Raw genomic sequence first — 14503 nt, forward strand, 5'->3', positions numbered from 1 at the left:
ACTAAATTCGGCAAAATGCAAAGGGAAGCGGGGTTAATAAAATCTTTTTCCCGCTTCATGAAATTCCAGCTCTTGTTTCAGTTGATCGACATACTCCTTTGTGCCTGTCACAATCAAGCGATCATGCATTTGCAGTTCGGTGTCGCCATGAGGAACAATAGAATCCTTGCCACGGAATATCCTGACAAAAATAACATCACCGGTAAACGGAAATTCTCGTAACGACATGCCGTCAAACAACTCATTTTTCATAACAATCTCATAAAGACCAGTTTCCTGGTTTGTTAAAATATTTATCACTTTTGGCGACTCGATAAGTGCCCGCAGCAATGCCTTCGTTGACAATAAGGACGAAAACACTTCAACATTATCCCTCCTTAGATTTTGCTCCAATTTGGGACTTTCAATTCTGGCGATCACCCGTGGAACTCCTCTTTCCTTCGCGGCTTTGGCAAGGGTTGCATTCAGTTCTTCTTGACCGGTGGAGATCACGACAATTTCTGAATCAAACACATTGGTTTTTGAAATCGATTCAACTGAAAAGTCCTCGATTTCCTGAATTTCAAAAAGAGAATTATTTGCAATTCTCTTATCCGCTTTTTCTATTTTTGTATGATAAAGAACAGGATCGTAAAGTCCGGATTTTAGTTCAAGCGAAACTGGCAGGGTAATTTGATTCGCTCCCAGAAATGCGACCGGCACCTTCTTATTTGCAGTTTCTTCCCTAGGAAACAGCTTTTTAAAGACGATTGGCGTAAAAATGGAGGTGATAACGGCCACCAAGATCAGCGTTCCTTTCATCTGTTCTGTTATAACACCTATTCGCTCTCCAATTGTTGCTGAAGCTATCACCAGTGAGAGGGTAGAGGTCAGCAGAAATGCAGATGCAACGACGGTTTTCGTATCAAACCAATTTCTTAATAGGAAGACTGGCAGTAGTTTCGATAATAATAGCGCCAATAGCAACAATGGAATTAATAGTAGCAGCCTTTTTTCACTGAATAATGACCAAATGTCCAGTTCGACCCCAACCATGACAAAAAAGATTGGGATTAGAAATCCATAGCCAAAAGAATCAAGCTTATGTACAAGCTCTTGATTGGGTGACAGCAAAGAGACAAGAACTCCAGCAAGAAACGCCCCTAAAATGTTTTCAGCGCCAACCGTTTCAGATAATCCTACCAATACGATAATTAAGGTGAAAACCGCTCTTGTACCGATTTGTACCGTCCCGGTTGATAATGCTTCAAAAAAATTGAGCTTTTTGAATCTTCTTCCGACAAAATAGAGAAGAATTCCCGCTGCAAATAAGATTAATAACAGCCAGGTATTTCCCCCCGATTCATTGATTGAAACAAAAAATGCAAGCAAAATCATTGTAGCTAAGTCAGCTATTACAGCGATAAGCAATATTATTTGTCCAATGACTGTTTTCATCAGGTGTGCTTCTTTAAGCGTCGGGACAACAACCCCAAGTGAAATGGTTGAGATAATCAGTGTCATCAAAAACGCACTATCAATAAAACCTGCCAGAACAAATAAATAAGACAACCCAAGCGAAAGGATGAAAACTCCAATAAAAATGACCGTCGAAACAACAAACGAATTTGGCTCTTTCCTCCCACTAGGCAGAGTTTTGTGTTTATTGCCACCGGAAAAAACGGTAAAATCAATTTCGAGTCCGCTCAAAAACATGAGGAAGATAAACCCGAGTGTGGACAGTGTCGCCAGCCACATATCTTCATGAACGATATCAAATCCGCTTTTCCCAATAATAAGACCAACTATGATTTCAGCCACCACAACGGGTATCACATTCAGTTTAAAGCGATGTAAAAGAATTGGCGTTAAAAAAGCCATTGTCACTACAATTAGCAATGAAGTAACGGATACATGCTGTTCCATTCTTTACCTCCTTATAAAGGTTTCCAAGGCAATTTTTTATAAAAGTATGACTCCAGACAAAAAATAATCGGGAAGGGGGCTCCATAAAAGATGAAAATAGATATTATTGGCGATATCCACGGCTGCTATCAGGAATTAAAGGAACTAACCATTAAACTTGGGTATACCTGGGAGAGCGGAATCCCACTCCATCCGGAAAAACGGGTCCTTGGCTTCGTTGGCGACTTAACGGACAGGGGCCCAGCGTCTCTTAAAGTTGTTGAGATTGTATGGAGGCTGGTGGTTGAACAGAAATCGGCTTACTACACACCTGGGAACCATTGCAATAAGTTATATCGGTTTTTTCTCGGCAATAAGGTCCAGGTTACACACGGGCTTGAAACAACGGTTGCGGAATATGAATCATTATATAAACAAGAAAGGCAATCCATTCGCACAAAATTTATCGAGCTCTATGAAAAGACCGATCTTTATCTAGTATTAGACAATAAAAATCTTGTAATCGCCCATGCAGGGATTAAAGAAGAATTAATTGGCAAGAGTAATGGAAAAGTAAAAGAATTTGTACTTTATGGAGATATTACAGGTGAAAAGCATCCCGACGGCTCACCAGTCAGGAGAGATTGGGCCAGAAAATATCATGGGGCAGCTACAATTGTTTACGGCCATACCCCTGTCAAAGAACCTAGAATCATCAACAATACATATAACATCGACACTGGTGCCGTATTTGGTGGTAAATTAACCGCGTTAAGATACCCCGAGTTGGAGCTTGTCCATGTTCCTTCTACTATGCCATATGTCGAGGAAAAATTTAAGCAATTTGACTAGCAGATTAAAAGTGGCTGCCCATAAAATTATTGGGCAGCCTTGATTATTTCCTCCATATCCGCAGGAAGCGGGGAGCTAAAGGTCATTTCTTTCCGGGAAAACGGATGAATCAATTTGATCGACTTGGAATGCAGTGCCTGTCTTTTTAGGGCAGATATATCCCCTCCATATAAATCATCCCCCAATAACGGATGTCCCAGATATGACATATGAACTCTAATTTGATGGGTACGTCCTGTCTCAAGTTCAAGCTCAACATGGGAAAATCCACGGTGTCTCTTTAACACTCGATAATGGGTACAAGCAAATTGGCCGTCTTCTCTTACCTCACGTTCAATGATGCTGTCCGCTTTTCTGCCTATTGGGACCTGGATCGTCCCGGAATCGGCGGGAATCATGCCGCTAACCAAAGCATCATAAATCCTTTTCACCTGGCCCTTGCGCTGCATTAAACTGAACAAATGGTGAACATGCCGATGCTTGGCAACTAACACAATCCCTGATGTGTCCCGGTCCAGTCGAGTTACTATGTGCGCTGTCGCCAATATTCCCTGTTTCTCATAATAACCAATTAGCGCATTTGCCAGGCTGCCGGATGGGTGCTCACGTGATGGAATGGTATTCATTCCCGGTGGTTTCACCACAACAAGGAGGAAATCATCTTCAAACAGGATGGTTAATGGTATATCCTCGCCTTGAAAGCCAGGGGTTTCCGTTGGGAAGATAACAGTTAACTGGTCTTCCTGCAAAAGTTTATACCGCACGTTTACCTCTTCACCATTAACTAGGATGCTACCGCCCTTAAACTTGATATCCGTAAGTGCCGTACGGGATATCTCATTACATGTTAAAAAGTCCCTGATGAGCATACCTGAATTGCTGTCATCAATTACCCAGTCCATTCGAAAATTCTCCGCCATAAAAAACTCCTCGACTTAATCAGAAATAAATGAATCATGGACTCTCTTCCAAAATGGAAACGGCCGGAAACGCGCAAAGCGGATTTTTTCATCCGGAACCCGGAATTGGATTGATTTCACATCCTTATGAAGCAATGTTAGATGATCAATCGTAATTTGGAAATCAGTTCGATTAACCGGTTTTAACATACAAGTATGGTGTGCAGGAAGAATCAGCGGCGACCCTACTGTACGAAACACACGGTTATTGATTGATGCCATTTCCGCCACTTGGATAGCCGAGATCGACGGGTGAATAATCGCTCCTCCCAATGCCTTGTTATAGGCGGTGCTGCCTGATGGCGTAGATACGCATAGTCCGTCACCACGGAACCGTTCGAAATGCTGACCGCGAATCTCCACATCCATTACGAGCGTCCCCTCTACACTTTTGACGGTCGATTCGTTCAGCGCTAAGTATCGGGACTCTTTTCCCGCGTGCGAATAGCGAATAATTACCTCAAGCAGGGGATATTCCACTACTTGGTATGGGGTTTTCGCGATCGCAATCACCAACTTTTCAATTTCATCGGGAGTCCAATCTGCATAGAATCCTAAATGGCCTGTATGTATTCCGACAAAGGCCGTTTTACTTAGTCGACTGCTGTAGCGATGAAAAGCATATAGAAGCGTTCCGTCCCCGCCAATCGATATGACAATGTCCGGCTGGTCCTCATCGTATTTTAGATCAAAATCGAGTAGGTACGTCCTCATTTTATGCATTAAAATATTGGATTTTTGATCTCCTTTTGACGTAATTGCAAATTTCATCACGATAACTCCTCTTTTGAAATGCTTGCAACTGCTTTAAGCTGATCTAATTATTTTCTTCCTGGGTCAATTCTTTCTTTCTTGAGAAAAAAGCTTGAGCCTCTTTAATCTCGCCGCGGATTAACGACATTTCCTTATCCAGCCGAAATGCTGCTTCGGCAGCCCGCTGTAGCCGCATTCTAATATCGGCAGGAAACGCGCCTTTATATTTATAGTTAAGGGAATGCTCAATGGTTGCCCAAAAGTTCATCGCTAACGTTCTGATTTGAATTTCTGCTAGGATTTTCTTTTCCCCATGTATGGTTTGAACGGGATAACGGATGACGACATGATAAGAGCGATATCCGCTTGTCTTTTCGTGGGAAATATAATCTCTTTCCTCAACAATTTCAAAATCATTACGATTTCTTAACAATTCCACAACCCGATGGATATCCTCCACAAATTGGCACATAATCCGCATTCCTGCGATATCCTGCATTTCTTCCTCCAATTTATCAAGCGGGATTCCTTTTTGATTGGCCTTATCAAGGATGCTGGCAATTGGTTTTACCCTGCCTGTGACAAATTCAATTGGAGAATGGGAAGAGTCCAGTTCAAATTGGCCTCTCATTCCCTTTAATTTGACTTTCAACTCATTAATGGCCTGCTTATAGGGTGCTAAAAATTGATCCCAATGCTTCATGACTACACCTCGACAATAACAAATTACCCTTGAAAAACTTCTTCTACTTTTGCGACCATTTCTTTTCCATAATTGCTATTCCCTTTAATATTGTCGATGACATATTCCAATTCGTCTTGAAAGTCAACTAGCTCCATTTGACCATCACGATAAGTAATCCAAACACGCAAAGCTTGATCCATGGCCGTTTTTACAATCGGCCATAAACGTTCAGGTATCGCAATATATGTATAATCGTCCTGTCCCTCCATTAAGTATATAAAAGCTACTTGGTCGGTATCGACAAGAACTTGCCCTCCTGGATGCAGATTTTCAATTGATTCATCCGCGCTAAAAATCAGCTTACTAGCGGAAATTACTGCTGTCTCTACTGTTATCCTTTTCTTCATGCAGCCTAGCACCTCCATCTTCCTATTTTAGCATAATCCCCCCAATTCTCCCAAGGATTGCAGTTTCATTTTAAAATGAGATAATGGAGAAATGAATCCCTTGAAAGGAACATGATGATGTCCCAAAATCTTGAAATAGAATTCAAAAATATCTTGACTAAAAACGAATACGAAAGGTTTTTAAAGGAGTTTAACATCGACAAGAAAAAAATTTTTTCCCAAGAAAATCACTACTTTGACACTCCTGAATTTGCCTTGAAGACCTTAGGTACCGCACTTAGAATCAGAAAAAAACCGGACGGTTGGGAGATGACATTAAAGCAGCCGGCAGATATCGGACTTCTCGAAACAAATCAGGAAATATGCGAAGAAGAAGCCCACCAGGCAATTGGGTTTAACAAGCTCCCATTAGGTAAAATTCAACAAATAATCGAAGACAACGGGATTCCCTTCTCAAACCTAGAATATTTTGGGTGTATGACCACTAGAAGGGTAGAGGTGGAATATAGCCAAGGATTACTCGTTCTCGACCACAGCCTCTACTTAGCTAACGAGGATTATGAATTGGAGCTTGAAGTAAACGAAGAACAGCCAGGCAAAGAATCCTTCCTTGCCTTACTTAAGCAATTTGGCATTCCCGTTCGACACACAAAAAATAAAATCCAGAGGTTCTATGAGAAAAAATACGCAGATTAATACTGTATTTATATTGATAAACTACTTAGAATCAAGGCAAGAAATTTGAGATATGAAATGGGCATTGTTACAATAAAGCAAACAATGATGTTGCAAAGGTTGCATAAAAGCATTTTTTATTAAAGTAATTAGAGGAGTTGTCAACATGATTGAGAAAAGCTTAACACCTTTCGAGGCCATTGGAGAAGAAACTCTCCATCGACTTGTTGAAACATTCTATGGCCTTGTTGCACAACATCCTGACCTTGCCCCGATTTTCCCTAATGATTTTACGGAGATTGCCCGTAAACAAAAGCAATTTTTAACTCAATATTTAGGAGGGCCTCCGCTGTATACCGAGGAACATGGCCATCCTATGATGCGCGCCCGCCATCTTCCTTTTCCGGTTACGCCTGCTCGGGCAAAGGCTTGGCTCTCCTGCATGTCCCAGGCAATGGATTTGTGCGGGTTAACAGGAAACTTGCGGGACGAATTTTATTCGCGGCTTTATTTAACGGCCCAGCATATGATCAATACGCCAGACGATAAAAGAGATTCGGGTGAAAGTCGTGAATAGTTTCTGGTCACAAAGTTCGAAGCACCATTGCGGCGGCAGCGATAAAAAACCGCTGGAGATCTATATGTTTATTGATCCATTATGCCCGGAATGCTGGGCTCTCGAACCGATTTTGAAAAAACTTCAGATTGAATATGGCCGTTATTTTTCACTTAAGCATGTTTTGAGCGGCAGATTGGCCAATTTAAATCTTAGCAAAAAGAAAAATTATGAGAGTATTGCGGAATTGTGGGAAAAAACAGCCAGCAGGTCAGGAATGTCATGTGACGGAAGCCTTTGGCATGAAACTCCTGTCGACGCCCCGTATAATGTTTCGTTAGCTTTAAAAGCGTCGGAACTGCAAGGAAGACGGGCGGGTATCCGCTTTTTGCGCAGAATCCAGGAACTGCTATTTTTGGAGAAACAAAACATTTCGAATCTGGAGGTTTTAAAGGCTTGTGCCGAAAGTGTCGGACTCGATGTGGATGAATTCACCAAAGATATGCATTCGGAATCTGCATCAAAGGCGTTTCAGAATGATTTGCAAATTACATCCGAAATGGATGTTCATGAGATTCCAACCCTCGTGTTTTTTAATGAAAATGTAGAGGATGAAGGGATTAAAATTACCGGCAGTTATCCGTATGACGTTTATGTTCAGATTCTCGAAGAAATGTTAACCGAGAAGCCGGAAAAGTCGACTCCGCCGCCATTGGAAACCTTCCTGAAGGCATTCAAGTTTGTCGCAACGAAAGAAATAGCTGTTGTTTATAATATGACTGTGTCTCAAATTGAGCGGGAAATGAAAAAATTGGTTTTAAAGCAAGTGGTCGAACAAATCCCCGCCAAATACGGAACATTTTGGCGATACATCGAGAGCTGAAAAAATGCCGGATATGCCCGGCATTTTGTTATTCTTCCATAAAAACGAAAATGCCCTGCAGTTTCCGCTGCAAGGCATTTCCTATTAATACGAACAAAGGGGATGGGAGAAATTTTTCACGGTCAAACAAAGGGGTATATGTTTGTTGTGATCAACTTCACGTATTAAATATAGCATGGGGGCAAGTTAGAGACAATACTCTTGTAGATTGTTTCACAATATTGTCAAATAATCATAATTTCATAATTTCGTCAATAGACATGATAATGTAGATTTATATTCGCGCTTTAGCCGAGAGGTGGAATGTTATATTGAAAAAATTTTATAGCGCTATTATGCTGTTGTTTTTTTTAATCGCTTTTTTTCTGCATATTTTGGCTTTAATGAAAATATTCCCTTTGCTCATCAGTATTCCACTTCTACTGATCGCGATTTTTATTCCTGCTGTGTTAATCAATGATAGAAAGAGATTTAAGGGATTCTAAAAAGGGATGGCTCCCTTTAGGTGCCATCCCTTTCTCTTAGGATAATAGCTGTTCCAGTTCATTCAGTTTCTCTTCAAATACCTTGCAGGCATTTTTGATTGGTTCGGCGCTTGTCATATCGACACCGGCTTTTTTCAGTACTTCTATAGGATAATCCGAGCTTCCGGCGCTGAGGTATTCGATATAACGTTTAACCGCGCGGTCGCCTTCCTCCAAGATTTGCTTGCTTAGAGCTGTTGCCGCACTAAAGCCAGTCGCATATTGGTATACATAATAGTTGTAATAGAAATGCGGGATTCTTGCCCACTCCAGGCCAATTTCCTCATCAATGACAATATCCTTTTCACCAAAGTACTTCTTATTTAACTCATAATAAAGTTCTGTTAAGGAATCGGCTGTTAATGCTTCATTATTTTGCGCTTTTTGATGGATGAGATGCTCAAATTCGGCAAACATCGTCTGGCGGAATACGGTGCCTCTAAAACCTTCCAAATAGTGATTCAGCAAGTAAATCCGCTTTTGTTCATCATCAATTGTTTTTAATAAATAATCATTCAGCAACGCTTCATTACAAGTGGATGCGACCTCAGCCACGAAAATGGAATAATCCCCATAAGGAAACGCTTGAGTTTTCCTTGTATAGTAGCTGTGAACGGAATGTCCGAACTCATGGGCCAAAGTAAATAAGTTATTGACATTATCCTGCCAGTTCATCAGGATATACGGATGAGTCCCATACGCTCCGGAGGAATAAGCGCCACTGCGCTTGCCTTTATTTTCATGGACATCGACCCAGCGATTTTCGAAACCTTCCTTTAGAATGTTGGAATACTCCTCGCCAAGTGGCGAGAGGCCCTTGATCACCAAGTCCTTTGCTTCCTCATATTTAATCTCCATCTTGACATCCTTGACAAGTGGTGTATAAAGATCATACATATGAAGCTCGTTCAATCCTAAAACCTTTTTCCTCAAACTTACATATCGATGCAATAAATGCAAGTTTTCATTAACGGTGTTCACCAGATTATCATAAACGGATTCTGGAATATTGTTGGCAGCAAGCGCAGCATGACGGGCTGAATTATAGTTTCTCACTCTTGCATAGAAATTATCCTTCTTAATATTTCCGCTTAAGGTGCTTGCAAATGTATTTTTAAAATCACCATAGGTTTTATATACTGCCTTAAATGCATCGCGTCTGACACGCTGGTCACCGCTTTCCAAGAAGCGGATATAACGGCCGTGAGTAATTTCCACTTCCTCCCCGTTCTCATCCTTGATTGAAGGGAACTCCAGGTCTGCATTGTTCAACATGCCGAATGTATTGCTCGAAGCATTCATTACCTCACCTGCTTCTGCAAGCAGCGCCTCTTGTTCCGCACTTAATACATGCGGCCGCTGAAGGTTGATTTCTTGGAGGGCATGTTCATATAGCTTTAACTCGGGCTTTTCAGATAAAAATCCAGTCAATTTGCTTTCTTCGATTGAGAGCAATTCAGGTACAATAAACGCCAGTTGACTAGCTGCCTGGGAGTAGAGATTTTTGATCCGGTCATCCAAACCTTGATAAAAGGAGTTGGTTGTGTCCTGATCATACCTCATATGGGAATATGTATAAAGCTTGCCCAGCCGTTCCATTAATCTGTCCTGAAACTGCAGTGCCTGATAAAGAGTTTCCGCACCTGTCCCTAGCTTCCCTTCAAAATCCTTAATCCCTGGGATCAGGCTCTTAACCTCTTGAAATTCTTTCTCCCATTGCTCGTCACTGGCAAAAATATCTTCCAATTTCCATGTATCTTGGACAGGTATTTCACTTCTTGCCGGCAGTGATTTCACAGAAGCTTCATTCGCCATTGTCCATCCTCCATTCTTAAGTTTAATTTGCTACCCTTTCATTATATTCTCTTCATTCCACCAATTTCCTTTATTATGCCTTGAAAAATGTTGCAAGGCTTCCTTTATTATGCCCATTCCCCCGTTTTCATTTAGCTATTTTTCAAAAATTGCTGATAAACATGCTGGAAAAGCTGCGTTGCTTTTTCTTTTTCTGAATTGGAGCGGGGGATGGTCATGTTTCGGTTCAATTGGCAAGCGCCGGTATTTATCCTGGTAAGAATACCCAGACCCATTAGTTGATGAAAATACTCAAGTACAGGAATCATCGGATGTACCGAATCAAGCTGCGGTAAATGGCGGATCATGATTTCTTTACGACTGATTCGTTTATTAACCTGCCAGGTCAACTCTTGTAAAGTAATGAAGTCCCCTGGATTCTTATCCGCAAAGAGATCGAGAAATAGATAGGTTTGCCAAATGACTGGGGAACTATAGATATAAAAGGAATGTGGCACAGGCAGGCCGATTTCAGGGGGCAATAAAAAGAGATTAAGATTTCGCTTGTAAAGTTCCTGCAAAAACGGATTTTTGCCAAGGCCTGGATGCAGCGCCCATTTAAAAGTATAGTTTTCCAGTTCGCGGGTCCAACATGAAAATTTGAGCTGATTTGATGGTTTACTCGGCTCCAAAATGTCCTGTATTAAAGTCGATGCCACTGGAAAGTTGGATTGATGAACGAAAGCATTTTTAACCGAATAAGGAGTAATGGAGCTAACAATGTGAAATTTTCTCGTTTTAGGACAATAGGCGGGTATGTAAAATTGGCCTGCATCTGAAGCCCGTAAAAATAAATAAAGAAAATTAGATAGAGGTACAGTCCTTCTATAAGTGGGGTGAAGATGATGAGATGAAACAATCCAAAGCGGTATATAATCATGTTCAAGATAAGTTTTCGTCCGCTTAATAAATACGGTTTCTGGTAATGGTGAGCATTGAAATTCCAAAGCATATTTTCTGCCATTAAACCGGAATAAAATATCGGGCCGCTGACCAATCTCCTTGTCGTAGTATTCCAGTATGCAGGGGATTTTTTGACAGATAAGCCATTGGTAAAGCTGAAGCTTTCCTTCCAAATGGACCTCAGTTTCCCGTTCGTATGAATCTTGGCAAGTGCTTCCCCTTTTATGGGCGAAATGGAAAATCCGCTGGTCTCCCAGTTTTAGCAAAACTGGCTCACCACATTCTGGACAATAAAATTCCTCATAATCTCGCAACCTCAATAAAGATTCCTTTGATTGCTGATTCGCCAAGCAAATCAGCGTGCCGACTTTAGTTTTTGCTGTTAACACTTTCAACTCCTCCTTTCTTTAGTTGATATTCGACAGGATTCCACAAAATCCTTTTATCTTCTTCTAAATAAAAAAAAACCGCCTTTCGACGGATATTTTTTTAAAGCAGCGGTGAGAGAAGCCTTGCTGTAGACTCCAATAACCTCAAGCCAATATGGCGCTGTCCAAATGTTTTTAATTCTAATTGTTTTGAGTAATCCAGATCGTTTAAAAACTCAGCCACAAGCTTCTGCGTGCTTTTTGTCTTAAACAGGAAAGCATTCACTTCAAAGTTTAAGTGAAAACTCCTCATGTCCATGTTGGATGTTCCAATCGAAGCCAGTTCACCGTCAACTATTACTATTTTGCTATGCATAAACCCTCGTTCGTATTCGTACACCTTGACCCCAGCTTCCAATAGTTCCGGAAAATAGGATCTGGAAGCGTGAAACACAATTCGTTTGTCTGGACGGTTTGGGACCAGCAGCCTGACATCAATGTCGCTAAGGGCTGCAACCTTAATGGCTGAAAAAATATCTTCGTCAGGGATAAAGTATGGAGAGGCAATCCAGACTGATTTTCTCGCAGAGCCAATCATTGAAAAAAAGATGTCCTTGATTACGCTCCATTCATTATCCGGACCTCCGGCAATCAGCTGCACCCCTCCGTGACTTTTCTCGTCAATTTGCGGGGATAAATACTCAGCTGTCAAAAAGCTATGATTCGTCATATAATACCAATCTTGCAGAAAAATCAACTGAAGCGTCCGAACCGCTTCACCTCTAAGCAATAGATGGGTATCCCGCCAGAAGCCAATATCCTTGTTCCTTCCCAAATACTCATCGCCAATATTTAATCCGCCGACAAACCCGATATTGCCATCGATGACGATAATTTTGCGATGATTGCGGAAATTAAATTTATTATTTAAAAACGGCAATTTAACTGGACCAAAGCAGACCGTTTCGATACCGGCATTCTTAAGGTCGTTTATATAAGCTTTTGATAGTTGCCAGGAACCGACTGCGTCATACATGAAACGAACCTTGACGCCTTGACCTGCCTTTTCAATTAAGACATTTTTTATTTCCTCGCCAATTTGGTCATGACGAACAATATAATATTCCATATGAATATGATGCCGGGCCCGGTTTAATTCTTCAATAATATGACGAAAGGTTTCCTCGCCGTTGGTTAATACTTTTGTTGCAGTATCAAAGGAGATCGGGCTGTTGCCAAGCTTCTGCGCGAGTTTAAATAATTTCCCTTGGTGTTCTCCCATTAACTGAAGCTTCTCCTCGCTTCTTGGGTCATTTTCCCCTTCAACAGTCAAGAAGGCCTGTTTATCAAGGAAATATTTTTTGCGGAATATTTTTTCTTTCCGATGATTTCGTCCAAAAAGCAAATAAAAAATAAATCCGACAAGCGGAAAACTCCCCAATACAATCAACCAGGTAATGGTTTGAGCGGGATGCCGATTTTCTAGAAAGATAACAAATCCAATGAAAATAACCGAAAGCGAAATCAATACACTTAAGAATCCAATTAAACCGCTCTCCAACTGATTCCTAAAGAAAAACAATAGTACGGATAGCACAATTAAAAAAATGACAACCCTTACCGTGTTCTTCATGTATCTCACCTCACCTGCAAAAAACCTTCCGCTAAGCTAAAATACCGATTTCACCAGTGAAATCGGTATTTTTTATCAGTCAAAATGTTTCCTGAGTTCTGAAAAAACATTCTCAGAAATTATTTCCTTGCCATATTCCTGAAGCCGATGTATGGTTAGCTGTGTTTCGTAGCCATATTCAAGGAGCACACTTAACAAATCGTCAATTTCATCCTCTTCAAATAGATCCTCAGGAAATTCAGTGTACAAATAATATCTGCCTTCAAAATGATAAAGTTTTGTAACGATACTTTCCAATCCAGGACGCTTCGAGAGGCTGATCACATCTTCAAAATCTCTGAAGGCAAGGACAAACTCCAATATTTCTTCATCGAGTAAATCCTCAGCTTCCGAAAAATTCGGATCGAAATGTTGTTCCAATAACTCTTCTATTTTTTCATCAACCGGTAAGTCTCTGGTTTTATCATTTGGAATTGGAAGTTCAAACTTTTGTCCATCCTTCGAAAGCTGTGCTTTGGTTACAAGAACTTCGAGTCCCTTATCCAAAGCCTGTACCTGAATCCAAAGCGGACCTTCAACCACAAAATCCTCACCATCATGAACTTCGTCCATCATTTCCCAAAAGAGTTCTTCGCTCCGTTCACGATTGTACCATATTTCTTCGCGATCGAAACCTCTCTCTTCTATATCAACATATGAAATATAAAATTTTACCGTATTCTCATTGATGCGTTCAATCTCCATTTAAACCTCTCCCTTCCATTGTTCATATTGAAGGGACTAAATACCCCCAGCAGATAATGCCATTAGCATTTACTCCTCTAAAAAGGATTATTCGAACAGATTTTTCCTCAAAAAAGTAAATACTCTTGTACTTTCATTTTATGATAAATAAACTATTAAGGGAAATAAAAAGAATAAAAATCATAAAAAACGTAAATCTGCCTATTTTCATATGAACTGGGATTAAATTACTCATAAGGGAATTGAATTACTAATTTAGATATTCCTTTCATTATAGCAAATAACAAGGAAAACATCAAACCTTTCAAGACGAAAAAAGACCTCCATTGGAGGCCCTTTTTAATTTACCATTCTTTGTGCTTCACGCAATTGGAATGTTCTTACCTTTCTAGGCAAGAAGCGGCGGATTTCATCCTCATTATAGCCAACCTGCAAACGTTTCTCGTCAATAATGATTGGACGGCGCAATAAGCCCGGGTTCTCTTTAATGAGTTTGAACAAGTCTTGCAGAGGCATTGTATCTAAATTTACATCCAGCTTTTGAAAAGTCTTCGATCTGGTTGAAATAATTTCATCCGTACCATCTTCGGTCATTCGCAAAATTTCCTTTATTTCTTCCATGGAAAGCGGCTCAGAGAAAATATTTCTTTCTTTGTATGGTATTTCATGCTCTTCTAGCCATGATTTTGCCTTGCGACATGATGTACAACTTGGTGAGGTGTAAAGTGTAACCATCCGTCTTTCACACTCCTCTAATGTTTACTAATCTATAATGTACCCATTGTATAAAGATAAATAACTAGAAAAATTAAAATTATTATAA

General features: G+C 40.5%; 14 protein-coding genes. 4 read left to right on the plus strand and 10 right to left on the minus strand.

Annotated elements, in window-relative coordinates; all coding sequences use genetic code 11:
* Positions 1-33: 33 nt before the first annotated feature.
* On the minus strand, positions 34-1905 hold the full coding sequence (locus M3234_RS21590) for a monovalent cation:proton antiporter family protein (protein ID WP_262306690.1): 1872 nt from the start codon (positions 1903-1905) through the stop codon (positions 34-36).
* Between the two features lie 90 nt (positions 1906-1995).
* Here M3234_RS21590 and prpE point away from each other — a divergent pair, with 90 nt between their 5' ends.
* Positions 1996-2736, plus strand: a complete 741-nt coding sequence (gene prpE / locus M3234_RS21595; protein ID WP_262306691.1) for a bis(5'-nucleosyl)-tetraphosphatase PrpE — start codon at positions 1996-1998, stop codon at positions 2734-2736.
* A gap of 26 nt (positions 2737-2762) precedes the next feature.
* On the opposite strand, the gene M3234_RS21600 is transcribed toward prpE, so the two are convergent.
* The 4 genes from M3234_RS21600 to M3234_RS21615 are packed head-to-tail and all read right to left on the minus strand — an operon-like array spanning position 2763 to position 5540.
* Positions 2763-3656, minus strand: coding sequence for an RluA family pseudouridine synthase (locus M3234_RS21600; protein WP_262306692.1), 894 nt, complete (start codon positions 3654-3656; stop codon positions 2763-2765).
* 15 nt (positions 3657-3671) lie between these two features.
* A complete protein-coding gene (locus M3234_RS21605) occupies positions 3672-4466 on the minus strand; it encodes an NAD kinase (protein WP_066317424.1) in 795 nt (264 codons plus the stop codon).
* A gap of 46 nt (positions 4467-4512) precedes the next feature.
* On the minus strand, positions 4513-5151 hold the full coding sequence (gene yjbM, locus M3234_RS21610; RefSeq protein ID WP_066317417.1) for a GTP diphosphokinase: 639 nt from the start codon (positions 5149-5151) through the stop codon (positions 4513-4515).
* 23 nt (positions 5152-5174) lie between these two features.
* Positions 5175-5540, minus strand: a complete 366-nt coding sequence (locus tag M3234_RS21615; RefSeq protein ID WP_262306693.1) for a UPF0738 family protein — start codon at positions 5538-5540, stop codon at positions 5175-5177.
* Positions 5541-5651: 111 nt separating this feature from the next.
* Here M3234_RS21615 and M3234_RS21620 point away from each other — a divergent pair, with 111 nt between their 5' ends.
* The 3 genes from M3234_RS21620 to M3234_RS21630 all read left to right on the plus strand — a co-directional run bounded on the left by M3234_RS21620 (position 5652) and on the right by M3234_RS21630 (position 7654).
* Complete coding sequence (locus M3234_RS21620) at positions 5652-6236, plus strand: CYTH domain-containing protein (RefSeq protein ID WP_311315678.1); 585 nt, start codon at positions 5652-5654, stop codon at positions 6234-6236.
* 145 nt (positions 6237-6381) lie between these two features.
* Positions 6382-6792, plus strand: coding sequence for a globin domain-containing protein (locus M3234_RS21625; RefSeq protein WP_262306694.1), 411 nt, complete (start codon positions 6382-6384; stop codon positions 6790-6792).
* Entirely contained in the window at positions 6776-7654 is an 879-nt protein-coding gene (locus M3234_RS21630; RefSeq protein ID WP_311315679.1) for a ClpXP adapter SpxH family protein, read from the plus strand. Before M3234_RS21625 ends, M3234_RS21630 begins: the two co-directional genes overlap by 17 nt.
* A 521-nt stretch (positions 7655-8175) precedes the next feature.
* Here M3234_RS21630 and pepF read toward each other — a convergent pair.
* From pepF to spxA, 5 genes are all read right to left on the minus strand, one after another.
* Entirely contained in the window at positions 8176-9993 is a 1818-nt protein-coding gene (gene pepF, locus M3234_RS21635; protein ID WP_262306695.1) for an oligoendopeptidase F, read from the minus strand.
* Positions 9994-10124: 131 nt separating this feature from the next.
* Complete coding sequence (locus M3234_RS21640; RefSeq protein ID WP_262306696.1) at positions 10125-11324, minus strand: competence protein CoiA; 1200 nt, start codon at positions 11322-11324, stop codon at positions 10125-10127.
* 100 nt (positions 11325-11424) lie between these two features.
* The gene (cls, locus tag M3234_RS21645) at positions 11425-12936 is read right to left on the minus strand and encodes a cardiolipin synthase (protein ID WP_262306697.1); all 1512 of its coding nucleotides are present in this window, start codon (positions 12934-12936) and stop codon (positions 11425-11427) included.
* Positions 12937-13011: 75 nt separating this feature from the next.
* Positions 13012-13680: an adaptor protein MecA gene (mecA, locus tag M3234_RS21650; RefSeq protein WP_262306698.1), complete on the minus strand. Its 669-nt coding sequence runs from the start codon at positions 13678-13680 to the stop codon at positions 13012-13014.
* Between the two features lie 339 nt (positions 13681-14019).
* Positions 14020-14415: a transcriptional regulator SpxA gene (gene spxA / locus M3234_RS21655; protein WP_066317391.1), complete on the minus strand. Its 396-nt coding sequence runs from the start codon at positions 14413-14415 to the stop codon at positions 14020-14022.
* Between the last annotated feature and the right edge of the window lie 88 nt (positions 14416-14503).

Origin of the sequence: Neobacillus niacini (assembly GCF_023715785.1) — a bacterium.
In the GTDB taxonomy this organism is placed as follows: Bacteria; Bacillota; Bacilli; order Bacillales; family Cytobacillaceae; genus Neobacillus; species Neobacillus niacini_E.